At 54.0% G+C, this 24,194-nt stretch carries 19 protein-coding genes; 10 read left to right on the forward strand and 9 right to left on the reverse strand.

Going from position 1 to position 24,194, the window contains the following annotated elements; genetic code table 11:
* The first annotated feature begins 476 nt into the window (after positions 1-476).
* The 5 genes from KTH_RS00680 (at position 477) to KTH_RS00700 (ending at position 10,158) form a co-directional block, all read left to right on the forward strand.
* Positions 477-6,479 carry a protein kinase domain-containing protein gene (locus KTH_RS00680; protein ID WP_497615837.1) on the forward strand — a complete coding sequence of 2,001 codons (6,003 nt, stop codon included), beginning with the start codon at positions 477-479 and terminating at the stop codon, positions 6,477-6,479.
* The gene (locus tag KTH_RS00685; RefSeq protein ID WP_497615838.1) at positions 6,460-8,190 is read left to right on the forward strand and encodes a hypothetical protein; all 1,731 of its coding nucleotides are present in this window, start codon (positions 6,460-6,462) and stop codon (positions 8,188-8,190) included. Before KTH_RS00680 ends, KTH_RS00685 begins: the two co-directional genes overlap by 20 nt.
* A gap of 654 nt (positions 8,191-8,844) precedes the next feature.
* Positions 8,845-9,153 (forward strand): hypothetical protein, encoded by a 309-nt coding sequence (locus KTH_RS00690; RefSeq protein ID WP_497615840.1) that lies wholly within the window; start codon positions 8,845-8,847, stop codon positions 9,151-9,153.
* A 75-nt stretch (positions 9,154-9,228) separates the two neighbouring features.
* Positions 9,229-9,813, forward strand: a complete 585-nt coding sequence (locus tag KTH_RS00695; RefSeq protein WP_497615841.1) for an RNA polymerase sigma factor — start codon at positions 9,229-9,231, stop codon at positions 9,811-9,813.
* A 27-nt stretch (positions 9,814-9,840) separates the two neighbouring features.
* Positions 9,841-10,158: an RNA polymerase sigma factor gene (locus KTH_RS00700; protein WP_497615843.1), complete on the forward strand. Its 318-nt coding sequence runs from the start codon at positions 9,841-9,843 to the stop codon at positions 10,156-10,158.
* Between the two features lie 284 nt (positions 10,159-10,442).
* Here KTH_RS00700 and KTH_RS00705 read toward each other — a convergent pair whose 3' ends face one another.
* The 4 genes from KTH_RS00705 to KTH_RS00720 form a co-directional block, all read right to left on the reverse strand.
* Positions 10,443-12,059 (reverse strand): penicillin-binding transpeptidase domain-containing protein, encoded by a 1,617-nt coding sequence (locus tag KTH_RS00705; RefSeq protein WP_497615845.1) that lies wholly within the window; start codon positions 12,057-12,059, stop codon positions 10,443-10,445.
* A gap of 95 nt (positions 12,060-12,154) precedes the next feature.
* Positions 12,155-13,285, reverse strand: a complete 1,131-nt coding sequence (locus KTH_RS00710; RefSeq protein ID WP_497615847.1) for a glutamate--cysteine ligase family protein — start codon at positions 13,283-13,285, stop codon at positions 12,155-12,157.
* Between the two features lie 393 nt (positions 13,286-13,678).
* A complete protein-coding gene (gene merB / locus KTH_RS00715) occupies positions 13,679-14,302 on the reverse strand; it encodes an alkylmercury lyase MerB (RefSeq protein ID WP_497615849.1) in 624 nt (207 codons plus the stop codon).
* A 99-nt stretch (positions 14,303-14,401) separates the two neighbouring features.
* On the reverse strand, positions 14,402-14,809 hold the full coding sequence (locus tag KTH_RS00720; protein ID WP_497615850.1) for a PPOX class F420-dependent oxidoreductase: 408 nt from the start codon (positions 14,807-14,809) through the stop codon (positions 14,402-14,404).
* 159 nt (positions 14,810-14,968) lie between these two features.
* Here KTH_RS00720 and KTH_RS00725 point away from each other — a divergent pair, with 159 nt between their 5' ends.
* Positions 14,969-15,379: a MerR family transcriptional regulator gene (locus tag KTH_RS00725; protein WP_497615851.1), complete on the forward strand. Its 411-nt coding sequence runs from the start codon at positions 14,969-14,971 to the stop codon at positions 15,377-15,379.
* Between the two features lie 131 nt (positions 15,380-15,510).
* On the opposite strand, the gene KTH_RS00730 is transcribed toward KTH_RS00725, so the two are convergent.
* The 3 genes from KTH_RS00730 to KTH_RS00740 form a co-directional block, all read right to left on the reverse strand.
* Positions 15,511-15,741, reverse strand: a complete 231-nt coding sequence (locus tag KTH_RS00730; protein WP_497615852.1) for a hypothetical protein — start codon at positions 15,739-15,741, stop codon at positions 15,511-15,513.
* Between the two features lie 367 nt (positions 15,742-16,108).
* A complete protein-coding gene (locus KTH_RS00735) occupies positions 16,109-16,651 on the reverse strand; it encodes a hypothetical protein (protein WP_497615854.1) in 543 nt (180 codons plus the stop codon).
* Between the two features lie 503 nt (positions 16,652-17,154).
* Complete coding sequence (locus KTH_RS00740; RefSeq protein ID WP_497615855.1) at positions 17,155-17,775, reverse strand: hypothetical protein; 621 nt, start codon at positions 17,773-17,775, stop codon at positions 17,155-17,157.
* 41 nt (positions 17,776-17,816) lie between these two features.
* Here KTH_RS00740 and KTH_RS00745 point away from each other — a divergent pair, with 41 nt between their 5' ends.
* The gene (locus tag KTH_RS00745; RefSeq protein ID WP_497615857.1) at positions 17,817-17,963 is read left to right on the forward strand and encodes a hypothetical protein; all 147 of its coding nucleotides are present in this window, start codon (positions 17,817-17,819) and stop codon (positions 17,961-17,963) included.
* Positions 17,964-18,286: 323 nt separating this feature from the next.
* Positions 18,287-19,021, forward strand: coding sequence for a hypothetical protein (locus tag KTH_RS00750; RefSeq protein WP_497615859.1), 735 nt, complete (start codon positions 18,287-18,289; stop codon positions 19,019-19,021).
* A gap of 304 nt (positions 19,022-19,325) precedes the next feature.
* Here the strand turns inward: KTH_RS00750 and KTH_RS00755 are convergent, their stop codons facing one another.
* A complete protein-coding gene (locus KTH_RS00755; RefSeq protein ID WP_497615861.1) occupies positions 19,326-21,071 on the reverse strand; it encodes a CocE/NonD family hydrolase in 1,746 nt (581 codons plus the stop codon).
* Positions 21,072-21,263: 192 nt separating this feature from the next.
* Between KTH_RS00755 and KTH_RS00760 the strand changes: the two genes are divergently transcribed.
* Both KTH_RS00760 and trxA read left to right on the forward strand, forming a co-directional pair.
* Positions 21,264-22,190 (forward strand): LysR family transcriptional regulator, encoded by a 927-nt coding sequence (locus tag KTH_RS00760; protein ID WP_497615863.1) that lies wholly within the window; start codon positions 21,264-21,266, stop codon positions 22,188-22,190.
* A 202-nt stretch (positions 22,191-22,392) separates the two neighbouring features.
* Positions 22,393-22,710, forward strand: coding sequence for a thioredoxin (gene trxA, locus KTH_RS00765; RefSeq protein ID WP_111319694.1), 318 nt, complete (start codon positions 22,393-22,395; stop codon positions 22,708-22,710).
* Positions 22,711-22,978: 268 nt separating this feature from the next.
* Here the strand turns inward: trxA and KTH_RS00770 are convergent, their stop codons facing one another.
* Positions 22,979-24,046 (reverse strand): lactonase family protein, encoded by a 1,068-nt coding sequence (locus KTH_RS00770; RefSeq protein WP_497615865.1) that lies wholly within the window; start codon positions 24,044-24,046, stop codon positions 22,979-22,981.
* Between the last annotated feature and the right edge of the window lie 148 nt (positions 24,047-24,194).

Below are 24,194 nucleotides of genomic sequence, written 5' to 3' on the forward strand. Positions count from 1 at the left end.
AGTCAGGCCGGGATACGCCTCCAGACACAGAGAACAGCAACCAGCCCTGTACAACCCGCAAGAACAGTGATTTTACAGGAAGCATATCATCTCGCCTATCCCCTCCAATCAATTTCAACAACCATAATGAAACCCTGAATTGCTGCTTCTTTCCTGCAAAGAGATAAGTCATTCCTCCGGTTAAATAGTACCAAGAACTCATTGCAATGATACACAAATAGGGTTATAGTATCATAAACAGAGTATTTTCCGTAACCGACAGAAGAGATATATTTCTCATACACTAAAGCTTCCAACCCTCACAGAAGCTCTAACCCGTAAAGCGCGTCCATACTGAACGAACGCGCGTACCGCATCTCTACTCTATCTCTTTCAGCATTTCTGAAGAGCAACACAAAACAGGGGATAACGGGTGCTTCTTGCCTGCCAGAAATGAGGGTGTCTCACGGGAGAACAACACCTTATCGGAGAGCGTAATGACCAATCCTACCGATCTTTCCGGTCGCATCGTCAGCGACTATATTATTGAAGAGAAGATAGGACAGGGCGGTTTTGGTGCAGTCTACCGGGCCCGCCATCGCCACCTGAAAAGAGTTGCCTGTGTAAAAGTCGTCCATAAAAATAGCCAGGCAAAGGATCTCGCCGAATTCCTCAAGCGTGAAGCGCACGTCCTCAACGAGCTGGATCACCGCAATATTGTCCGCCTGCAAACCTTCACAATCGAAGAGGAGCAGATTTATCTTGTTATGGACTACATCGATGGAGGTGATCTGAACTCCCTGCTGAAGAAAACAACCGGACCGCTTCCCATCGAGGAGGTTGATGATATCATCGGACAGATAGCAACAGGGCTCCATTATGCACATCAGCGCCAGGTTATTCACCGTGACCTCAAACCACACAACATCTTACGCGACAAGCAGGGACGCATCGTCATCGGTGATTTTGGTCTGGCGAAATTTCTTGATGTCGCGCTCCATCATACCTTTCAGGCAGCCCCGGACGACAACGCGGGCACCCCGCTCTACATGGCTCCCGAGCACTTCAACGGTCAACCCGACTACAGCAGTGACCTCTATAGTCTGGGGGTCATCGCCTATCAACTCCTTACCCGGCATCTTCCTTTTACCGGGAACAATTGGTTCCAGCTAAGAGATGCCCATTGTAACAAGCAGCCACCACCACTGCGTAGCTTCAACCCGGCTCTGAGCGAAGAAGTGGAACAGGTCGTGCTCAAAATGCTGGAAAAGGAGCCAGAGAAGCGCTACCAGAGCCCGATTGATTTCAAGCGTGCCTTGCATAGCGCTATCGAAAAAATGCGTGTCAACACCCGGGTCAATCCCGACACCATTGCGGGCGTGCTTCCATACCTCCCTGATAATCTCACGGTGCAACTGGACTCGGGCGACTATCGCGGTCCGTTCACCATCTCGAAACGGCTCCGCCTGATCGGTGCCGGGGCAGCCACCAGGCTCTATACCGTTGACGAACCGCTCTTGCATATTCAGGTTCCCGGTGTGCGGCTGGAAAACATGCTCCTGCAACGCTCGCGCGAAAGCTATGACGAACCGCTGATTCAGGCCGCAGGGCATCCCTACGAACTCCGCTACGTCACCGTGCTTGGTGGGGCTGCGGAAGGCGCAACCTGGCTTGACGCAGAGTGGCAACTACCCGTGAACGGTATCGATTTCGGCCCCGTACCCGCCGAGAGCCAGCAGACACGCACCATCCAGATCGAGGTCAAAGAGCAGTGTACGCTCTCGACGACCGTTCCGGGACTGAGCGTGTTCCCGACCCGCATTGCTCCGGGCTCCCATACACTATCGCTCTCCTTTGAGACGCACGGGAAGCCGCCCGGCACCATTCTCAATGGCGCAATCCGGCTACAGGGCGAGACCGAGACAAAGACGATTCCGATCAGCGGGCAGATTCAGCCACCGCTTCCCACACCAGTCCCCATGCCTCTGGCTGCGGAACCACCAACGCACCATATGGAATGGCTCTATCAGCTCTGGGATGAAGCTGCTCGTGATATCCTTCGTCTGCTTGGTAGTGACAGCGAGAAGGAGCTTGTCCACCAGTGGAAACAGAATCAGCGCACGCCAGAGCTTCGGACCAGGATTCACACGCTTGGAGAAAAAATGCTGGTACGGCTCGTCGGACAGAAAGCGTATAAGTGGTATGTACGCCGCACTCAGGAGAGCAAGCAGGCGGAGCATGAGGCCTGGGAGCTGACACTTGCAACTGATAGTGACGACTTTCCTGAGGCTCTGGGTAAAAGGACCCTTCGCCTCTTCGTCAACGTAGTCGGTACAACGAAGCACAGGCTGCAAATTCGTAAGATCACGCTCCCCCGGGAGGAGGAGGGCGTCCAGAATCATGCCTCATTGCCTGCTCTTGTTCAGCTTGTTCCCTCCTTGCCCGACTATCGAGGGATTGATACAGCATTCCTCGCACGCCTCCGTGCCCTCCCCATTCGAGAGCGCCCGGAACTCGACGTGAACCAGCTTCAGGGATGGGAAGCACTGCTGAATTTCCAGAAAGAGCTGATCAAAAAGCGACATTATAGCGTTGCATATACCAGCCACACCTATCGAGACGGATCGTCGCGTGTGACCTTCTTTCTGGATGCCGCCAGCGCCGTCGACAGTAGCGGGACCAGCCTTGATCCTGCTGAGTTTGTCATGCGCATTCGGAACTCGCGCAAAGAGCGCCTCAAGCGGCTTGACTCGCTTCCCAATACCCCGAGCCCTCGCAAACATTATGGCCAGGATCTCGGGACCATTGAGCAATTCAAGGCAGACGAGAACGCACTTGTCATCAGCCTTGATCCCTCGCTTGTTCGCCGCTTGCAAAAAGGCTCCTATGCGTTGCCCCCAAATGGGTATCTCTATTTCGATGCCCGTGGCGATATGCAACAGATCAGCCGCCAGCAGGAAGCGCTTGAGGATCTCAAACAGGGGAAAACCGTCAATCCGCGCCTGGCTGACTTCTTCTTCAATGCGCGCGAGGCCGGAGATATCCCGGCAATTCAGCGCTTGCTTCCTTCCGACCTGCTCTCGGGGACCTGCAATAGCGGGCAACGAACCGCGATCGAGATGGCTCTTGCGACACCTGATCTCTTGCTCATCCAGGGACCACCAGGAACCGGCAAAACGACCGTAATCGCCGAAATTTGCTATCAGGAGGCGCTACGCGGCGGGCGCACGCTGATCGCCTCACAATCGAATCTGGCAGTAGATAACGCGCTCGGTCGTATCAGCCATCACCCCAGCATTCGCGCTCTACGCAAGGGCAACCCGGATTCAGTTGAAGACGAGGGACGGGATTTCACCGAGGAACAGGTCATCACCACCTGGCTTCACAACACGGCCAGCGATTGCCAGACGAAGCAGGAGAAGCGCAAGCAGAACATCGCCCTTTTCAAACGGCTCCTGAGCGGGCATAAGCGCTTCACTCGCTATTATCAGGAAGAGGAGCGATATCAGAAACAGTACCAGAAATGGCGCTCGCAGTATGAGAAGGTCAAACAGGAGTTGAAAGCGACTTCATTCCTGATTGAGGAAGAAGTTGAGGCGGAACGAAACGCACAGACTGTCCAGCAGGCGCTTGCCTCTCTCCTTGCGGGCAGATATGTACAGGATCTTGCCAGCATTTCCCGCAACGCACTCCCTTATATCGCTCGCACGGGAAGCAAGCAGCATTTTATCCAGAGCGTCAACGAGGGGATGCAGCACCTACAGCGGCTCATGCCCATGCCTCCCGTCACCAGCCTGCTACAGAGCGTCATTCAGCTCCGACAGCACGTTTTTGTCCAGCGCGATGCATGGGAAGAAAGCCGCTCGCTCCTCAGCGCGATCGATGCAATTATCACGCGCTGGCAGCTCACCGACAACCAGCGGGAACAGGTAGCTGCCACAATCCAGCAATTCGAGACCAAAATCCAACAATTGAATGAGCAGATCCAAAAGAGCCAGCAAACCTTGCAACAACACAGGCGTCCCCTCAATGAGATGCAGCAGGCGCTACAGGAACTGCACCTCTTTTCGCGCTATTCACTCGAAACAGCTATTCAAACCTACATTGCAAACGAGACACAGCCACGTGTCCCCTCTTCTGGCCTGCTCAACATCCCGTCGCTCTTCCCGGGACGGCTCATCGCGACCATGAAGAAATATGATAGCAAGCCTCTGTTTGCGAAATGGCAGAGTGCCGCGCAGACAATCCAGCGCCGAATTCAAGCCCTTCTACGAGATCAACAACACTGTAAGCAGGCTTACTATGCTCAATTAGATTATCAGAACCACTATTACCGCTTGCTTGCTACCGACCCTGAAATCAGCCTGGCGCTTCTGTATAGCCCGCCCATCGTGACGACCAGCGCACCGCCGAAAAGTACAGACTTGCCCATACTTGTGCAGCAGCTTGCGCAGACGCTTCACGTGATACAGGAGACGATCATGAACCCGGGCCTCTTCTCGGGTATGTTCAAAAAGCGACATCAGCAGAAGCTCTTTGACCTGTTTCGGCAAATGCGAGACCAGCTCTTCACACTTGAGCACGGTATCAAGCTGATTCACACCACCAACTATGAGGCCACACAGCACTTTTGCAGGAACATCGCTAACCACATCTATGACACTCTGCAAGGGCAGATACAGCAGCGCATCACTCAGATACGTTCACAGCTTGAGCAGGCCAATCAACAAAAAAGAGAGCTGGAACAGCAGGTGCAGCAGCTCCGAAGCGAACAACAGACACAGCGTGAGTTGCTTCCCGTGCTGGCTCAAACGCTCCAACACATCCATAGCGAGCTTGCGGAGCACCTTCGCCAGTTGAGTCTTCGATCAGATATTTCAAAGGAGCTACTCACGCTGGCCCGCGACCAACTCCAAACTCGCGATACTACGCCCGACTTTGTGCAACGCTACCGTAGCGTGTCACAGCGCTGGCTTGCCGATACCAGACAGGCAGAGCAACTTGTACACACCCTCTGGGAGCAGCTACAGAAAACGCATGATCTTCTGCCCCAGCAGCTTCTTCAGCTTCGGGACGACCTCAAACAGCATCAGAAGCAGCAAGAGATTCTTCAGCGTGAGCTGGTGCGCCTTGAGCAGACGGCAGGCAGCAAACCCGCTGGTCTCCAGATCGAGCGGCAATGGTGGCGCTCCTTCTGGGAGTCAATTCCGGCTGAAGTCCGGCCCGCAGCGCCTTCAGAGGGCATCTTTGCCTTGCCCTTTCTTCAGAGCATGCAGCACCAGTTTAATAGCTGGCAACAGGAGCTCGACAACGAAGAACGCTTCTCGCAGCGCTACGATCGTCTGATTACGGACTGGGTCGCCGAGCTACAGAACATCTCGGCCTATGACCGGCAAGAGCTTCAGCAGACCTACATCAAAAATGCCAATGTTGTCGGCATCACCTGCGGGCAGGCTCCCAGACTCTCATCACGGGAATTCAGCGCTATCTCCACATTCGATACCGTTATTATTGACGAGGTCAGTAAAGCGACCCCACCCGAAATCCTGCTCCCGGCCATTCGCGGCAAAAAGCTTATCCTCATTGGAGATCAGCACCAGCTGCCACCAATGATCGATGATAAAACGCTGGATCAGATGGCCGAAGAAAACGGGCTGGATCCACAAACATACCACCAGCTTAATCAATCTTATTTTGCCAGGCTCTATCGTGATGCCCCTGCCAGCAAGAAATGCATGCTTCACATTCAATATCGCATGCATCCTGACATTATGGCAGCCATCAATCAGTTCTATGAACGTCCGCTGGAATGTGGCCTCAATCAGCCAGATCTCGAACGTGACCATCAGCTTGAGGTGCCACTTGTCGACAAAAACAAACATCTTGTCTGGGTCACGACTCCGCTGACCTCTGTACAGGAGCGCACGGGACAGCAGTTGATAGCACGCAACCAGAGCAGCAAAGAGGTCGTATTCACCTGCCCGAGCAAGTATCATAGTTTCAGCGAAGAGCGGGTAGGAACATCCTACATCAATCAGCGAGAGGTCGAGATTATCACCGCGATCTGCCAGCAATTCCAGCAGGCCTGGGCCCCAAAACTAGCCGCCGGTGCTCCGCCGAAAGAGATCGGGGTCATCACCTTCTATGCAGCACAAAGCAGCCTCCTGCGTGAGAGCCTGGGGGTTTCTCAGGGTGGCAAGAGCGCACGGTTTAGCGCTCTCAACATCCGCGTCGGCACGGTTGATCGCTTCCAGGGAATCGAGCGGGCGGTTGTTATCGTTAGCATGGTGCGCAACAACAGTCGGGGTGATATCGGCTTCGCGAGAAAGGATGAGCGTATCAATGTGGCCTTCTCGCGGGCGCAGGAACTGCTTGTGATCGTCGGGTGCCATGATCTCTTCTGTAGCACCTCACACGCCGATACCGCTGTAGAGCGCTATCGCAACGTCGCCAGTATAGTTAAACATCGGGGGGCTTTCATTGACACCACTGCAATCTAACCTGCAACCACTGATCGCGCCAGTCTTGCAAGATGAGGCGAAAGAAATCGAGAAACGGTCGCCCGGGATCACCGTCCTGGGCGCACGCGAGTTTCGCTATCCCGTACAGCAGCTTCAGTGCCGCGTTGCCTATGAAATACACAGTAAATTGAACTTGCTGCAACGGTTTGTCCTTCGCGCCTATGAAGAGCTCGTGCCGCCGCCTTCACCCGAGGAGCTAGCCGCGGCCCTGGGTCTTGATCCTATCTTTATCATAACTACCTTGAACGATCTACTGACCTGGCAGCTTCTCAGCAAGCATACAGGCAGTATCACCCTGACTGAAGAAGGCAGAAAGACCCTGCTGCTGGAGACTCGGGCCCAGGAGAGCCATGAGGCTATTCGTTATATGCTTCAGGATGCGCTCCTCGATACGCTCACTTTCGAGCCACACCCGTTTGTCTCTCCTGAAGAGCCGCTGGAAAACCTGGAAACCTTTGTCCAGCAGAACCTTCAGCGGTTCACGGAATGGAATGTGAGTCCTGAGCTGCTCGAAGAAGTCAGCCTTGATCTCCATCGGCCAGAAGAGGGGCAGGTGGTCACCGAGATCGAGCCGCTCTCTCCTCCACAACTGTGCTGGAAGCGCATCGGCATCTTTGTGCTTCGTGATGAGCACAGCAACGACCCCACAGAGGCGCTTTCGTTTCTTGCTCGCTCAGAAGGCGTCTCTATCCCGATTGTGGCAACCTGGCTTCTTGAACGCAAGGCACAGGCACTCAAAGAGCTCTGCGGGCTGGAGGAGCAGCCAACCATTGCCGAAGAAGCAAGCAATCCACCGGAGGCAGAAGAAATGCCCCGGCGCAATCTGCCCCGCTTTCAGAAGAAGGTCCGCACACCAGGACAGGAACTTCCTCCGGTGCAGCATTGGCGCGGCGCTGAGATCCGCCCCGCCTTCCTGCAAGCGCTACGGCAGGCCCGCGAAGAGATCATCATCTACTCTCCCTGGATCAATGAGCATGTCGTTGATGACGAGTTCCTCGCGCTGATCGAGCGTCTGGTGAAGAAGGGGGTACATTTTCTGATTGGCTATGGCATCGGGCGAGAGGAGCAGAAAGAGTCTCGCCCGATCCCCCCCGGCCTGCAACAGCGCTTGCGTGCTATCACTACGCTCAAAGGTGCACCCGGGGTTATTGTCGAGTGGCTCGGGAACTCGCACGCGAAAGAGGTCATCATTGATCGCAAGCTCCATATCAGTGGCTCACACAATTGGCTCTCCTATCGCGGCGACTTCGCTCCGCGCGACGAGATCGTGTATCGGGTCGCGGTTCCCACGGAGGTTGAACGGGCACATGCACATATCCGGCAGCGCTTCCTTGAGCGGGCACAATACCTCTGGTCTCGCAAGGACGACACATCGCGAACCATCGCGTTAAGCCTGCTTGGGTATCTTGGCTATGAACAGATGTCACTGGACCTGCTTGAGCGCGAGCGCTGTCACCAATACATTCCCTTATGGATCACGCTTGTGCATCATGCCGTTCTGAAAGGACACGATACACGTATCATCGAACCGCTTAAGCGGCTGCTGACTGGCTGCTATCACGCAATCGCACCAGACGATCCACTCAAAGCAGAGATAAACGAGAAATTGCAACAGCTAGGCAGCAATATGAAGCGGAAATACTGGCCGCTCCTGACCGAGCATGCACCGATTGAGCTCACTGATGCCTGAGCATAAAAAAGAAACAATTTTGTTTTGTAATAGTCGCTTTGTTTTCTCTAGAGGATGTGTATTGTTTTTTTGTAGAGAATTTTGTTTTTTCTCTTCTGAATAGTTTTTTGGGCTTAATCTTTTCACCGAAACAACATCTCTTTAAGTAGAAGCAACATTCTCTACCTGCTTTTGAAGACTGGCCGAATGGTCTCAATAATGCTTTTCGCTCTCGCCTGCCAAGCATCGACGAAGGGCATTGTTGCACCGCTCACTCAATGGCCAGTCTTTTTTCTTTTCCGTCACATGGTGCCCTGACCTCTGCCCCTTTTCTTCCTATCGCTCGGAGGCACCCGGTGCGCCTCCCTCAAGCGATAAGCTATTCATATTGTGAAATTTCTGTTAAAAATAACACTGGGTCTTCAATTCAAGACAAAAAAGTGTTGCATATCCTTGTCTAAATGCATAACATTGATTTATACTGTTATTAGATCAGAGTGAGCAAAGTACAAGTTATTGAGTATCGATGCTTGGCAGGCGAGAGACCTCATAACTTGTAAGACCATGAGTGATACACGAGGAACGAGTATTCTTTTCTCAGACGATCTCCATGCAAGCTCCCCCTGGTCTCCTGACACATGTACACGGCAGTTACACGTGACAAGGAGGCAGCATATGGACATGCTCCAGCTTATCACCGTCTTGCCTCCATTCTGGCAGATCTTCTGGGTCAGTTGCTTTCTACTGATCATGCTCCTGGCCCTGCTTCTCAAGACCTTGCCAGACTTGCGACGCACCTTCTTCGTGCAGCAGCAGAAGAAGCGCAAACCGAAGAGCGTGCCTCTGAAGGGACTTCCCGGCAAGTGGCACGACATCTTGCCCTTTCGCCAGAAGAAGGGACGCAAGACCGCCTTCGGTGTGAATGTGCACTTCCTCTTCTTCTCTGGTCGTCAGAAGAAGAGCAGTCAATTGAAAAAGCGGTAACGTAGGCTGTTTCTAGCAGGAGAGAACGATACATATGGTATCGTTTCTTCTCCTGACTCCAGGGAAAGATGCATTATGCTTGCAAGAAGCAGAACAGACTGCCTGGACGATCAATTGACGTCATACATGGCATTCATTCGCAGAACCCTCTATCAGAGCTCGTTCCGCTTGCCAGCACCAGATGTAGAGGACATCGCGCAGGAAGTGCTGATCAAGCTCTGGCTCACCCTCAGGCGAAACCATAACATTCAGCGCCTTGAGCCCTACATCCGGCGGATGGTGCACAATGAGGTGATACAGCACCTCCGCAGGCGAAAGCTGGTCTACGCCCTTCCGCTTGACGAGCAAGGCGAGCTATGCGATGGAGAGCTGCTCTCAGCAGCGGGTGAGCTGGCAACCGATCCAGCCGAATGCGTCGAGCGGCAACAACTGCTTGACGACATCATGCAGGCTGTGAAGTCCCTACCACCCATGCAAAAGAGGGCCATACAGCAAGCGATCAGGGAAGTGCTGGTCCCTCACCTACCCGGACAACCGGAACTGGCACCACCCACCACGGCGGAACGTATCAGGCTCCGGGCCTCCCAGAGCATCGCTCGCAAGCGGCTGAGAAGTATCGTACATGTCACTACGGCAGAGCGTCTCGCTCCCTGTCTGTAGCAGTCACAAAAGGCAGGTAGAGAAATCATGGCAAACTCACAAACGCAGATCTCGAAACCGTTCTGTTGTTGTCCATCATGTCCACTTCGGAAAGGGAGGTCACAACAGCACTGGCTTAAACCGGAATATATCGAACGCCTGGACGAGCTTGAAGAGCCGTATCGTACCGTACTCAAGCACCATGATGTTCTACGAATCCCCTACGGCAGTATCGCGCTGAAATTCAAGTGTCCGCCCGGCACCATCAAAGCGCAGGTTTCACGCGGGCGGAAAAAGCTGAAAGATATCCTCGATATTAAAGAGACAATCTGCCCTCCTGATTGTCCTATGAGCAAGCTTCAATAGCCTGCTCACACAGCTTCAGGAAGCCGCCGTCTTTCCTGGACGACGGCCTCTTTTCCTTTCAAAAAGGGAGGAGAAAGCATCACCCGTATCTCCTCTCACACAGCAACAAAAAGCGATCATGGTTCTCATTTCTCTATTCAACAGACAGAGAAAAGGTACTCATCAAGAGAAGCATGTAGATGTTCGTTCCTGCTCACTCCTCCCCATTTCTTGCTTGATGGAAGCAGACAGACAAAGGATGAAACTTCACACAAAGGTGGCTTTTTCTCATCCGCCTTATCTAGTTATCCACAGCCGAGCTGAAGCAACTTTGCATCACAACAGTAGGTCGCGGGCGGAGCCGCTGGCTGTTCTACTTTGACATACCCTTTGCTGAAGATCTCCTGATACATCGCGCTCACCATTGGCCCGATCGCAGAACCACCTTCGCCACCATTCTCGCGCATGGCCGTAATTGTTAATGTGGGCGCCTGTTCGGGGTGCTGAATCGCATAAGGAGCCTGTGTAATCAGCCAGCTATGGGCGAGCCTGTCGCCACCAAGCTCACCGGTACTGGTCTTGGCAATAATGCCCCACGGCGAATGTGCCAGTGTAGTAGCTTCAAGTGAGCCCGAACCGCAGCGCACCACACCATACATTGCCTGCTGTGTATCCAGCGCCGTGCGTTGCTGCATCTGTCGCTTGCCAAGCTCTTTCGGCGCAAAGATCGAAAGCGGCTCGCCATCGGGTCGCGTCATTTTGAGCGTTACTACGGGCTGCATCAACTGCCCTCCATTCGCGATCGCACTGTTGAAAAGCTCCATCTGAAGAGGGGTAATAAAATCGACCCCCTGACCGAACGCGTTATCAACCAGCATGTTCTCATCCAGCGTCCCATCAGCTTTCAATACCGAACTTCTGGCGACAGGAAGTTCAAACGGGATGCTTTGCCCGACAAAGAAGCGCTTATTGAACTCCAGCCAACGATCAAGTCCCATATCCTGCCCGAGCTTTGCGAAGAGAATATTATCAGAGTGGGCAAAGCCATAATTGGTTGAGATATGAAAATCGACCGTATAGCCCAGAATATTGCTCATCTGGGGATGAAACAGATGCTGACCGAGCACCACAGGCCCTTTCGTGTATTCGGGATCATAGACGTGATCAAGTGTGGTTGTTCCTGTATCCAGAGCCCCCGAAAGCGTTACCGTTTTATAGGTCGAGCCGGGCGTATACAGGCCAAGCAGGGGGCGAAAGAGCAGAGGGTTCTCTACTTGCGCAACGAGCTGGCGATAGTAGCTCTCATCCCCGTGTGCAAGCGTCTTGACCAGCTTGTTGGGATCAAATGCCGGACGACTGAGCATCGCCAGAATTTGGCCCGTATGCGGATTGGTCACTATCGCGGCACCTCGATTGGTGGCTGCAACCTGATCGGGGTCCTGCTCAAGTAGCGGCGTATCGAAGGCCTTGTTCACCGCACGCTGGATACGCACATCAATCGTCAGGTATAGATCATTCCCCACCACACGCCTATGTACCAGTTTCTTATATTGTTCATCCAGATACCTTTGACCCTGTTTTCCCATTAACGTATCATTGTAGCGCGCCTCCAGACCGGTCGCGGGATAGTTCGGCCCTGCATAGTAACCGATCAATCCAGCAAGGGACGGCTCATAATAGTGCCGGATGACGCCACCACAAGCTCTGGCATCGGGCTGCATATCCGCCAGCAAGACGCCATTTCGATCAAAGATACGGCCACGGAGCGGCACATTGGTTTCCAGGCAGAGGCGCATATTCCGGGGATTGGAAACCACCTTTCCCGCAACATCAACCTGCCAGTACACCAGTGTGCCACTCATGATCACAAAGAGGACCACAATCAGGATTGACAGATGATATACTCGACGCCCTATCTCCATAGTTCAGCCTCCTTTCCCTCTGAGCATAGCAGGCAAAACGGCCCAGGTGGGTAAAAGAGGAGATACAGAGAGAGATACAAAATGCTCGATATTGCCTATCCAGTACTGGCACCGGCAATCCGCAACGCCTCCTCAATACTCCCGATATCCTCATACAAACGAAGCAGCTCATGGGCAGGGGTAATCTTGCGCTGCACCTGCTCATGCAGCCGAGCGAGCAAACTCACGTCGGGATCAGCAACACGCTCAAGGGCAATGGTTGCTGCCCGCACAACCGCTCGGGCACCCTCTTCGATCTCTGGATGTTGAAAGCCTGAACGCGCTGCAAGCTGATGCATGACCGGATCGGGCACTGTCATCCGGCCCTCAAGCGTCTCATCGATGAGCAAGCCCTTGAGCAGCGCAAGCAAGGAAGCATAGAGCGAAAAGTCAGCACTACTATCACACGCCTTGAACTCAATACGCCCGACCTCACGCGGAAGCCGCGCAAGCTGTGTCAATGATGGGTCGCTGTCGATGAGCTCATGTGCATGCTCTACAAAAACAAGCGTGGCCGGACGCATACCGGTCCGCTTCAGGGTGCGTATCGAGAGCCCTCCCCACGGCCTGCCTTGAAAAAAGGGAGAGCTAAAGCTGAACGGGACGATATACGGGCTGTAGAACGTCAACTTGCGCCCCCGGTCAAGCACCTCTTCAGGAGTAAGCTCAGGACACGAGATATTCAAATCGGGGCCATAGGTCAGCATCGTGATAGCAGATGAACGCATTTCGGGCGATTTATCATACAATCTCCGCTCAAACGCGTTCATTGGTGGGTCTGGGACGAACATGTCTTTATAGGGGTGAAAACTTGTCAGGGCAGGAACAAAGCCAGCATCGCGCGTGTGCTGCATCAACAGCGTGAAGCTCATTCTCAGCTCATTGATTGCTCCCTGAATCGTGGGGTGAATCGTTGTCCGAATCTCGATTCCCTTCGGTCGAAAATCGATAAATTGTCCGTCCGGGCTGAAACGCCGCTGCCCTTCCAGGTACCAGCGCTTCCGCTTGATGCCACTCTTCCCGTTCACAAGCTGTTCGATATCATCATCATACACGGGCAAACGGGCAATAATCGCAGCTACTTCTGCAAAGGACGTGTTCGCATGATCAGCAAAATGGCCTGCTGGATTGAGAAAGGCGACCTCATGCTCACAACCAAAACCAAAACGGGTGAACGCTCTACTCATCGCCTTGCAGCCTCCTGAGTGTCCGATCAGCGCGCATACAAGAACATCAGAGAAGGACACACGTTTCAATGCTGGATCTCTTATCCGCATCAAAAGCGCGGGTTCATGGAGTTCCCTCGGCTCGCCAAACGGACGATGCTATGACAGCTCAACAGTATTACCCTCGATCCAGAAGCCGTCCAGTCCAACCTCTGGATGAGTACAAGCCCCCCGTGACACCTGCTCATCAACGGAATGAGCAGCTCGGACCATCATTTCTTTTTAGTATACTGTCAGTTCAGAGCTCATCGACAGCGATATGTCCCCGCTTTAGAGCGAAAGAGCGGAAGAGTCATTCTCTTTTCCAACAAAAAAGAAAGCGGGAGGCAGTGAGCCTCTCCGCTGCACATTCATCTATTTCTTGATACCAAAGCAAGCAGCAGCTACCTGTTGCCCGACCTGTGATGCCTGCTCGAGTGAGAGCAACACCGCGTTCGGATGAGTTGCAAGATAGGGCGTCGCCGCACGCTCTGACGAGAAGAAGAGCGCATTTTCGCAGAACGTCTGACGAACGCGGTTCTGATCGAAGGCAATGAGCAGCGCGAGAATGCTTGTAGTGGGCGAAAGATCGCGAATTGCTCCCGAGGGTGAGGCCACAAAACTGATCGGCTCGCCCGTCGTGGGGCAATGTGATAGAACATGTGCCTCCTGACCCAGGCAAGGCGGAAAGAGCACCGTATCAAAGGCACACCATGTATAGAGTTGCTTCCCGTTCACCTGAAAGTGATGTCGCGTCGGGACCAGTGTCACGCCCCATCCGACCACATCACCGTTCTCGTTATACTCGGTGTCCGGCAATTGATGCAACCGCTTCTCAAGCTCATCCTCGCTGATATGAAGCTCGCTGGCAAGTTGGGCCTTCGATACTGGCCCCCCCTGACTGACCCGTCGCAGGATCAGCAGACGCAGCTCCTTCTGCTCAGACTGGAGTTGCTCAATCAAACCTGTCGTTATCGCTTCAAGAGATGGTACTGACATTCCTTTCCTCTCTTTTACATGAAACTTGTTCTATTCTTGATGAAATACTGTATCCAGTATCATACAACAGAGCAAGCAGAAGAGAGCAGGCACCAACCCTTACAAAGACTCGATCACATTGATAGGTTGGAAGTGAAGTGAGATGCGATCTTGCCGACCGAATATCTCTCTATATTGTTGACGTGTCTCCTCCTTATCAATATAACGTGCGATCAGTCGGGCAAGCTCATCCTGGACCCTGGCTCGATCCTGGGAGATCTCGACTATTCCGTTGATAGTGACATAGCGCATTCCGTCCTGTATACAAAGCGCGACGCGTGCATCACGAAACATATTCTTCGCCTTCCGTAAATGCTTCTGCGTATTCAGTATAATTGTTCCATCATCTTCGAGTAGATACCAGACCGGAGTGAGCTGTGAGCTTCCATCTTTGTTGAGTGTGCTTAATACCGCAATATGTGGCTCCTGAAGATACGCTTGTGCTCGTTCTGAGAACTGTGCAGTCATAAGTCAATTCCTCTTTCCACTTGGAATTATTGCTGAAAAGCAAGTTTCATTTTTCATGGGGTAGTATAAACTATGACACTGATGGCATAGTCAAGAGGTCTGGCCATGCTCTGACACTACAGGGTATACTACAGGGAAGTTACCAGGAGGTCTTTATTGATGCGCATCAGCGAGCTTTCTCGTTTCACCGGCGTAAGCATTCGTTCGCTCCGCCATTATGAACACAAGGGACTGATTCACCCTGCACGATTGGAAAACGGCTACCGTGACTACGAAGAACGGGTTATTGAGCAGGTCAGGCTGATCCAGCTCTATCTGAAACTGGGGCTGAACATCGACGAAATAAGTATTCTTGTTTCCTGCACCGGCTTGACCGAGGACGCCACCAACGAAGATAAGCAAAGCGCTATTACCGGGCTCCTCAAGCTCTATAAACAGAAGGTTCAGCGACTTGATAGCCAGATTCAGGAACTCAGCACGACAAAGAGCCGTCTGCTTGAACGTATCCAATCAATCGAAGAGAAAAAGATCCTCAACGAAGAAGAGATCAGGATTTTGTGGGGCAAATAGCAGAAAAGCAGGTTGTATGCAAAACCTTTCAAAAAAAGAGGAAGGGCCCCCCGAAAGGGGAGCCCCATGAGGGCATGAGGCAGTCACCTCACTTGCGCTTCTTCCTCCTGAAGATGCCGCCGCGCCGCTCCTCAGGCTTCTCCTCCATCCTCAGGACACGGCCCGTCCTCTGACGGCAGCTTGGGCAGGTGTCGCAGCAGCAGCCCCTTGTGCAGCCGCACCCCGACCTTGAACGCTTCGAGGACCTCATTCTCTTTTCCTTCCGTACGAACTGAGCACTCCAGCGGTTTGCTGAAGATATTGCCCTCCGGAATGATTCCGAAGAACAACACCTGCGACAAACAGTACGGAATGATCTTCATCGCCCTCATATCCTCTCCACGTTCCCAAAACGCGCTTCTCTTGAGAAGCCCGGTTCTGCGAACCATATGGTGCGATCCGGTTGGGCAACGAGACAGGAAAAATGAAAATGTGCTTTCAGGATACTCTCTATATGTACTTCACACAAGAGGAAAAGAGGGAAAAAATGCTACATGCATTCACAGATCGGGAGAAGCACGAGTGGTTGGAGCTTCCTGCTACGAAGGCTCCGGCTGCGTCCTGGGGGGCAAAGAGCAATTACCACATCTCTCAACTCCTATTGCCCTTAAAAAAGAGGGAGGGGGCTCCCCCAAAAGGAAGCCCCCTGAAGGTGCGAGGTGACATACCTCCTCTTCTGGCTCACGGCCTTCAGCGCCGATAAGTGACCTGATTGGCCATCCACAGCAGCTTCTTGAGCTGAACGAGGAACGCAAGGTCCTCTTCCGTGGCCTGTCCCGACGCGAAGCGGCACTTCAGGCAGGCCGCACAGGTGCAGCCGTGCGGGCAGCGGCAGCGCACGTTCGGGTCGAGCTGCCACATCATCCGCTGGAGCGCATCCCGCGTCGAGCGCAGCGATTCCCTCATGAGTTCCTGCGTGTATTGCCGCTCGACCCGGCGGATATCTCCTTCCGCCTGGGTGTACTCCGGGCTGTTGAGCCAGACATCCAGCTCACAGCGTGCACAGGTGCCCGTACCGTTGCACGAGCAGTTGGGCACAGGCTCTTCAGGCGCCAGTCGCCCGAGCGGGCTCTTTCCTGTCCGCCGGACGAACTTGCGGTAGGCCGACCAGATGCGGTCCTCCTTCCACTGCGGCAGATCGTTCGTCTCCAGGTAGATCTCGATGAGCGTACGCGCTTCCGCCTTACAGGCATCACACGTACACCCCGGCAGATGGAAAGCTTTGTGTTCCATCAGATCCTCTCTCTCGCTTGCTTGCAGGTGATGTTGCCCTCCGGAAAACGTGCTCCGAAGAACAAAACCAGCGACAAACAGCGAATGCGATGAGATCAGTTGCCAGTGTTGCAGGTACTGCCTTGCCTCTCCTCCTTCATGATTGCTGCTCCCATTCCTTCAAGCTCCCTGTGACGACAGAGGCGAGAGAATCGGGCTGTCCTGTACCCTCGATTCTGCGAACCGTTTCCGGTGCGATTCGAGCGTAACACGACATTGAGCAGATGTAGTTATAAACGATAGAGATAGCATAAAGAATTTTTTGCGCTCTCTACAAGAGGAAAAGAGGGAAAGAATGGTATGCTTCATGGCTGAGAGAATCGCTTATCACTTCCACCTGAAGGATGCTGTGTCCCATCAAAACTGCTCGCAGCATCGGACGGGAAAAGCACCTTGCCGGCCCCAAAACAAAAGGGAGGGGCTCCCCATACAGGGAGCCCCGTGAAGGGGAGAGGTGGCGTCCTCTAGCTGCTGATCAGCCTGAGAGCCTCCTGCACCAGCGCTCTCAACTGGATGAGAATCAAGAGATCCTCTTTTGTTGCACGCCGGTATTTGATCCGGCAGCGCCAGCACTCGGAGCCTTTCTGTGAACACGAACACCTGAAGTCCTCGTGCACATTGAGCTGCTCTGCCAGCCGCTGGACCTCCATTTGCGCAGCGGAAGCCTCTCGGACGGTGAAGCCCTGGTCGGCCTCCTGAACCGCCTTGTCGACCGCCGCTTTCACCCCGGCGTACTCCTCACTGGTGAGCCAGGTGGCCCGCTTACACCGCGCACAGGTGCCGGCCCCGCCGCAGGAGCAGTCCGACAGAACCTCGTCCGGCTCCAGCAGCCGAAGAGGGTTCATCCCCGTCCGCCTGGTGAAGTTTTCACAGGCCCGAATGAACCTGTCATCCGCCCACAGCGGAATATTGAACCTCTCCTGGTTTTCCTCCAGGATCTCGCATATTCTCGTTGTGCAGTCCTTGCATGTGCATCCCAACGGGAACTGTTTGTTGTGTCCCATTTGATCCTCTCTCTCGCTTGCTTGCAGGTGATGTTGCCCTCCGGAAAACATGCTCCGAAGAACAAAACCAACGACAAACATGCCATGAGAAGGGATTGGTTGCCAGTGTTTCAGGAAGTGTCTTGTCTCTCCTCCTTCGTGATTGGCTGCTCTGTTCACTCAAGCTCCCTGTGGCAACAGAGGCGAGAGAACCGGGCTGTCTTGCACCCTCGATTCTGCGAACCGCTTCCGGTGCGATTCGAGCGCGTCACGACAATGAGCAGAAGTAGTTAAGCATGTGTATAGCATAAAGAACTTTCTGCTCCTTCTACAAGAGGGAAAGCGGGAAAAAAACATTGCACTCGAGGACTGTCGATCATCTCTACCACACCTCTCATCGACGACGCTTGCAGCATCGAGCTGGAAAAGCATCTTGCCAGCCTCAAAACAAAAGGGAGGGGCCCCCTGTATGGGAGCCCCGTGAAGGTGAGAGTGACGTACCTCCTCTGCTGACTTACGGCTTTTCCTCACGCCTGAAGCCCAGGATCCGCCTCCCGAGCTCCTTCACTGCCTGTCCGCCCTGGACGAAGAGCCGTACGTCCGTCTCCGTCAGTTGCAGAGAACCCATGCGGCACTTCAGGCACCTCATGCAGGAACAGCCGCGCGGGCAGTTGCACGAGACGTCCGGGTCGATCGCATCCGCCAGTTGGCGAAATACGCTCACCAGCGCCCTCGCCTCCCTGACGCCACACCAATGGGTGTCGACGCGGATGATTTCGTCAGCCTCCGCTTGCGCCTCGGCTCGCTCCGGGCTGTTGAGCCAGGCGATCCGCTCACACTGTGCGCAGGTGCCGGCCCCGCCGCAGGAGCACTTCGACGAAATCTCGTCCGACTCCAGCAGCTGGAGCAGGTTGATCCCCGTCCTCCGGGCGAACCTGCTGTAGGCCTGAAGGAACTCGTCGAGTGCCGCAGTCACCACCCTGGTGGTGAACCACTGAGCGTTCAGCCGGGCGAGTGCACGCACCTTCGCTTTTGCCGCGGCTCGCTCCGGACTCCTGATCCAGGAGTCCAGCCTGCACTGCGCGCAGATGCCGGCACTGCGGCAGGAGCAGTCCGACAGAACCTCGTCCGACTCCAGCAGCTGGAGCGGGTTGGTCCTCGTCCGGTAGACGAACGCGTTGTAGGCCCGAATGAACCTGTCATCCACCAGCTGCTGGACCCTGAACGATTCCTGGCTCTGCTGAAGAAGAGCCTCCACCTTTGCGGCGCAGTCCTTGCACGTGCATCCCAGGGGAACCTGCTTGTTGTGTCCCATTTGATCCTCTCTCGGTCGCTTGCTTGCAGGTGATGTTGCCCTCCGGAAAGCGTGCTCCGAAGAACAAAACCAACGACAAACATGCCATGAGAAGGGATTGGTTGCCAGTGTTTCAGGAAGTGTCTTGTCTCTCCTCCTTCGTGATTGGCTGCTCTGTTCACTCAAGCTCCCTGTGGCAACAGAGGCGAGAGAACCGGGCTGTCTTGCACCCTCGATTCTGCGAACCGCTTCCGGTGCGATTCGAGCGCGTCACGACAATGAGCAGTGTAGTTGTAAAGAATATATCTAGCATACAAAATCTCCCCTGTTCATACAAGGGGAAAAGAGGGAAAGAACGCTATACGCGCTCGATCACCGGGAGAATCAGGCGTGAAGGGTACTCCCTACCATGATAGACACGCTGCATGGCGGTCACGAAATCGTCCTCTCGCTCGGTTGCAATAACACCACCTGTATTCGAGTTGCGATCAAAGCGCGGGAAATTGCTGCTTGACACTTCCAGCCGTACCCGATGCCCCGGCTGAAACACGTTCGAGGTCGCACCCAGATCAAGCCGTAGCTCATAGACGCGTCCCGGCTCCAGGAACGTCGGATGCGAGAATGATTCCCGATAGCGAGCGCGAAGAATGCCATCAGTAAGCAGCACAGCACGTCCATCGGGATAGATATCGACTAGCTTCCCGGTATAATCGGTATCGCGTGCAGAAGATGAGACATAGACCACCAGTTCAACCGGGCCTGTAACTTCAAGTGGCTGCTCAAGCGGGGGCGTGGTATAGCAGAGCACATCATCTCGCTCCTCAACCGCCCGCTGATCGTAGGGACCGGGATCGCCCCAGATGATCCCGCTTGCCGTTGGGACCGGGTTATGTGGATCATAGCAGTAGGTATCGAAAGCTGCATGCTCAGACACACACGGAGAGAGCAGGCCATCCCCATCGGCAGTATTCGCATGTCCCTGACTCTGTAAATAGTAGGGGCGATACTGTGTATCGGGCAACGGCCATGCCTCCTCATCGCGCCACTGATCGACCCCCATGACAAAGAGATGGACCGGTTTTTCCCGCTCAATTCCATTCTCGATCCCCTTGAGCCAGTGGTCAAACCAGCGTATCTGGAAATCAGAGAGCGCCCGCACCGCCTGGGGACTCACAGCCTCCCCAAAACGCCTATCTGGATAGCCCATTTGAAAATTGCCATGTGCCCACGGTCCAATAATCAGATGTTGTTGCTGACGAGCAAGCTCACTCCCTCCCCGTGCTTTCATCTCCTGATAGTGCCTCAGATCATTGCGCAGAAAGACATCATACCACCCGCTGATAGTGAGCACTGGTACCTGCACCCGGCCATAGAAATCATTCGGGCGGGTGGCCTGCCAGTAGACATCATAGTCGGGATGAGCCAGCCATTCCAGATAATATGGAGCCGCCTCACAAAGAACTGGCTGATCGATCGCTGGCAGATGCTCGATACAGGCACGCAGCTCACTGACTGCCTGAGTGAGCGCCTCCATGTCGGCAGCGGTCGCACGACCCTGCTCGACACGCCGCCTCATCTCTTCCGGCGCGACGCTCGCCAGCACCCACGGTAACACAAACGCGGGCTGGAACGCCCCACCCTGATAGGGATAGATCCCGAAGGCATGTGGCGATTGAGAGACCGAAAGCGCTCGTAAAGCCTCGGGTTGAGCAATGGCCGTTTGCCACTGAGCCAGCGCCTGATATGACGCTCCATACATGCCCACTTGCCCGGTTGACCACGGCTGAGCGGCGGCCCAGGCGACCGTGTCGGCCCCATCCTCTGCATCGAGCAGAAATGGCACAAAATCGCCCTCAGACGCGTAGCGACCACGGGCATCCTGCACCACAACCACATAGCCCGCTTCCACCATCTGGCGAATATTGAGCGTCGATTCCAGGCGCACATGCTCATATTCTCCAGGGAAGCGCTTATCCTTGCTATAGAGATGACGCGCCACAAGCACCGGCCAGCGCCCATGCTCCGCCGGACGATAGACATCAGTCGCCAGCCGGACGCCGTCACGCATTGGAACCATACTATTCTTTTCAAGATATAATTGCATGCTTTTCTTCTTTCTCTCTATCTCGGCTGAACATACATATGTACAGAAGAGCGTGTGTCTGATCTCAGAAAACGAAGGCTCCACCGGTTTCCCCTTTTGCCTTCTTGAGTGACTGCTGCTAGAATACAGGAAGGAACCTCTTCCCGTCCAATACCAATCCAGGAATAATCCATATCAAAACAGGTATAGAACATGGATCTTCGGCATCTTCAGTACTTTGTCATCGTGGCAGAGGAAATGAATATCACACGGGCCGCAGAGCGCATCGGCATAGCACAGCCACCCCTCACGCGTCTCATCCATCACCTTGAGGCAGAAGTGGGCGCTCAACTTTTTGACCGAAGCAAGCGGCAAATCGTGCTAACCGAGGCAGGCAAGGTCTTTCTCGAACGGGTCACCCCGCTCTTGAAGCAGTATCAGGAAACAGTGCGCCTGACACAGCGCGTCAGCCGAGGCGAGAAGGAACAGCTTGTGCTTGGCTATACCAGCTCGGTGTTGTATAGCATCTTGCCTGACCTGGTGCGCGTTCATCGGGAGCGCTATCCCTCGGTTGAGCTCGTCTTGCGAGATCTTGCGCCTCTCTCCTTCAAGGCAATGGTGCAGGCGCTCTATGAGAAGCGAATTGATATCGCATTTATGAGCTATCCACCAACCGCAGAGGGAATCAGCCGGGAGAATCTACTTGGGTGTCCGCTTGCCGTACTGCTACCCGCAAGCCATTCTCTAGCCGCTCAGGAAGCGATTCCACTCGCTGCGCTGGCTCATGAGCCGTGGATCTTATGCGCTAACACCAGGAAAAAGCCACAACCCTGCGCCGAGTTACTTGAACAATGCCGGGAAGCCGGGTTTGAACCACAGATCGTCCAGAGCACCAATCAAGTCCATGCGCTGGTCAGTCTGGTAGCAGCAGGTATCGGTATCTCAATTCTGCCCGCCTGGCCCCGCATCCCGCTGGATGGCGTGGTGTGTCGCCCGCTGCAAGGCCTTTCTCTGATAGCCGACCTCCAGATGATATGGAGCGCCAGCGAGCCAACAACAACGCTTCAACAGTTCCTTCAGGTGGCACGAGAGGTGAGCACCCAGGCTCTTCAAACAGAGACCTCTTACCTGCCGGCCTGACAATCGTTCTCGCATGCCTGATTCTCGCGCCCTTTCGCTTCAGCTTTACGATTATGACTGCAAAAAGCATGAGCTTGCATCGAGCGATACAATAGGGGATAAGATCATTTCTCAACCCTTTGCATACATACTCATTGCCTTTTTCTGTGGGGGTCTCCGGGCTCTGGCAGAGAGACGGTACAGAACGAAAGGAGAAGCGCCAATGTCAGATGTACAGGAACTCAATGAGCAAAACTTTGAGGACGAGGTGCTGCATTCATCCGAGCCAGTCCTTGTTGAGTTTACAGCGAACTGGTGTGGTCCCTGTAAATCGTTCGCACCTATTACAGAAAAAGTCGCATCCGACTATCATGATAAAGTAAAGGTCGCACGGGTGGATATCGATCAAAACCCGAATGTTGTGCAAAAGTACGGCGTTCGCTCCCTTCCCTATGCAATGGTTTTCAAGGATGGCCATAAGGTCGATCAACTGGCAGGTATGACCAATTACGAACACCTTGTCCACATGCTAGGTGTCTGAGTTGCATTCTGGCGCATCTCATTCCACTGGTGGGGACGATGCGCCAGAACACCCTTTTATCCTCCCTGTCACAACATGGCTCTGTTCCCGATTTCACAGCCATGCGCCTCCCACCCGTCACACGCCAGACAGAACGCATGCAACCGGCCAGACGCAGCAAAAGCCCTTCCTACCCTCTTCTCTGAAGCGAGAACACGATCTGATCAAAAGACCTCCCCGACCTGATAGTGAGGAGGCCCAAACACCTGATACGCAAACAAACTTTCCATTACACAAACTTCAAACAAACAGGGTGCGAAAGCGCCAGCGCCTCGCCCGTCGCGCCCAGATGCCCGGTATCTGGATCGAGCGAGAATACGATCACTGAATTTGAATCCTGATTGGCAACCAGCAAGAAGCGACCGTTCGGAGTAATACTGAAATTACGTGGAGTCTTGCCCTGCACGGATGCTCGCTCAATGAAGCTCAGCAGGCCTGTTTGTGGATCAATGCGGAAGGCAACAATACTATCATCACCACGGTTTGAACCATAGAGAAGCTCCCCGGACGGATGCACACAAATTTCCGCACCGGTATTTTCGCCCTCGAAACCTTCGGGCAGCGTCGAGACAGTCTGCAACGGCTGTAGCGCCCCATTCTCGGGCTCATAGCGATACGCCACAATGGTCGAGTTGAGTTCATTGATCACATAGACGAACTTGCCCGACGGATGGAACGCCAGATGACGCGGACCTGCCCCCGGCTCAGCCTTCGTCTCGGTGCACAGTTCCAGGTGACATGTCTTTCGATCTAATGTATAACTGGAAATGGTATCGATTCCTAGATCACAGAGCAGCACATGTTGTCCACCGGGTGAAAGAAACGCGGAATGCACATGCGGACCTTCCTGCCTGCTTGTGTTCACGCCATGCCCTTCATGCTGGACAAGTTGCGCTATTTGCCCGATCTTCCCATCGCTCAGCAAGGGAAACACGCTGGCACTTCCACCGGTATAGTTCGCAACAATCAGACATGATCCGCTGCGGTCCGCGACCAGATGGCAGGGCCCCCGCCCGAGGGTCGCTTCCCGATTCAAAAAGGTCAGCGTTCCCTGCTGAGGATCAATGGCAAAGGCCGCGACCGAACCACCTGGCTTGCCCTCATACGTGTCTGTCTCACTCACCGCATACAGAAATCGTCCATCATGACTCGGCGTCAGGAACGAGGGATTCTCGATACCAGAAAAGCCCTCTATCAGCCTGAACTGCCCGTCCTCCTCGTCGAACTCATAAATATAGATCCCGGGGTCCTGCGCTGGCGCATATGTGCCTATATATAGAAATCGTTTTGGAGCCATCTCCGTTTTTTTCCTTCCATACAAATTACGTTTACTCTCGCTTCACCAAAGGAGAGCCTCTATCTTCTACTATTATTGTAGCGCAAGCCAAGCCCATGCGAGAACGCCCTTATCCCCTCTTTTTTCCTGCTCGCTTTACTTCCCTTCT

The organism is Thermosporothrix sp. COM3 (assembly GCF_059696735.1).

Coding starts and splice junctions, on each gene's coding strand:
- KTH_RS00680 (WP_497615837.1), top strand. CDS start 477: ATGACCAATCCTACCGATCTTTCCGGTCGCATCGTCAGCGACTATATT.
- KTH_RS00690 (WP_497615840.1), top strand. CDS start 8,845: ATGGACATGCTCCAGCTTATCACCGTCTTGCCTCCATTCTGGCAGATC.
- KTH_RS00695 (WP_497615841.1), top strand. CDS start 9,229: ATGCTTGCAAGAAGCAGAACAGACTGCCTGGACGATCAATTGACGTCA.
- KTH_RS00700 (WP_497615843.1), top strand. CDS start 9,841: ATGGCAAACTCACAAACGCAGATCTCGAAACCGTTCTGTTGTTGTCCA.
- KTH_RS00705 (WP_497615845.1), bottom strand. CDS start 12,059: ATGGAGATAGGGCGTCGAGTATATCATCTGTCAATCCTGATTGTGGTC.
- KTH_RS00710 (WP_497615847.1), bottom strand. CDS start 13,285: ATGAGTAGAGCGTTCACCCGTTTTGGTTTTGGTTGTGAGCATGAGGTC.
- merB (WP_497615849.1), bottom strand. CDS start 14,302: ATGTCAGTACCATCTCTTGAAGCGATAACGACAGGTTTGATTGAGCAA.
- KTH_RS00720 (WP_497615850.1), bottom strand. CDS start 14,809: ATGACTGCACAGTTCTCAGAACGAGCACAAGCGTATCTTCAGGAGCCA.
- KTH_RS00725 (WP_497615851.1), top strand. CDS start 14,969: ATGCGCATCAGCGAGCTTTCTCGTTTCACCGGCGTAAGCATTCGTTCG.
- KTH_RS00730 (WP_497615852.1), bottom strand. CDS start 15,741: ATGAAGATCATTCCGTACTGTTTGTCGCAGGTGTTGTTCTTCGGAATC.
- KTH_RS00735 (WP_497615854.1), bottom strand. CDS start 16,651: ATGGAACACAAAGCTTTCCATCTGCCGGGGTGTACGTGTGATGCCTGT.
- KTH_RS00740 (WP_497615855.1), bottom strand. CDS start 17,775: ATGTTTGTCGTTGGTTTTGTTCTTCGGAGCATGTTTTCCGGAGGGCAA.
- KTH_RS00755 (WP_497615861.1), bottom strand. CDS start 21,071: ATGCAATTATATCTTGAAAAGAATAGTATGGTTCCAATGCGTGACGGC.
- KTH_RS00760 (WP_497615863.1), top strand. CDS start 21,264: ATGGATCTTCGGCATCTTCAGTACTTTGTCATCGTGGCAGAGGAAATG.
- trxA (WP_111319694.1), top strand. CDS start 22,393: ATGTCAGATGTACAGGAACTCAATGAGCAAAACTTTGAGGACGAGGTG.
- KTH_RS00770 (WP_497615865.1), bottom strand. CDS start 24,046: ATGGCTCCAAAACGATTTCTATATATAGGCACATATGCGCCAGCGCAG.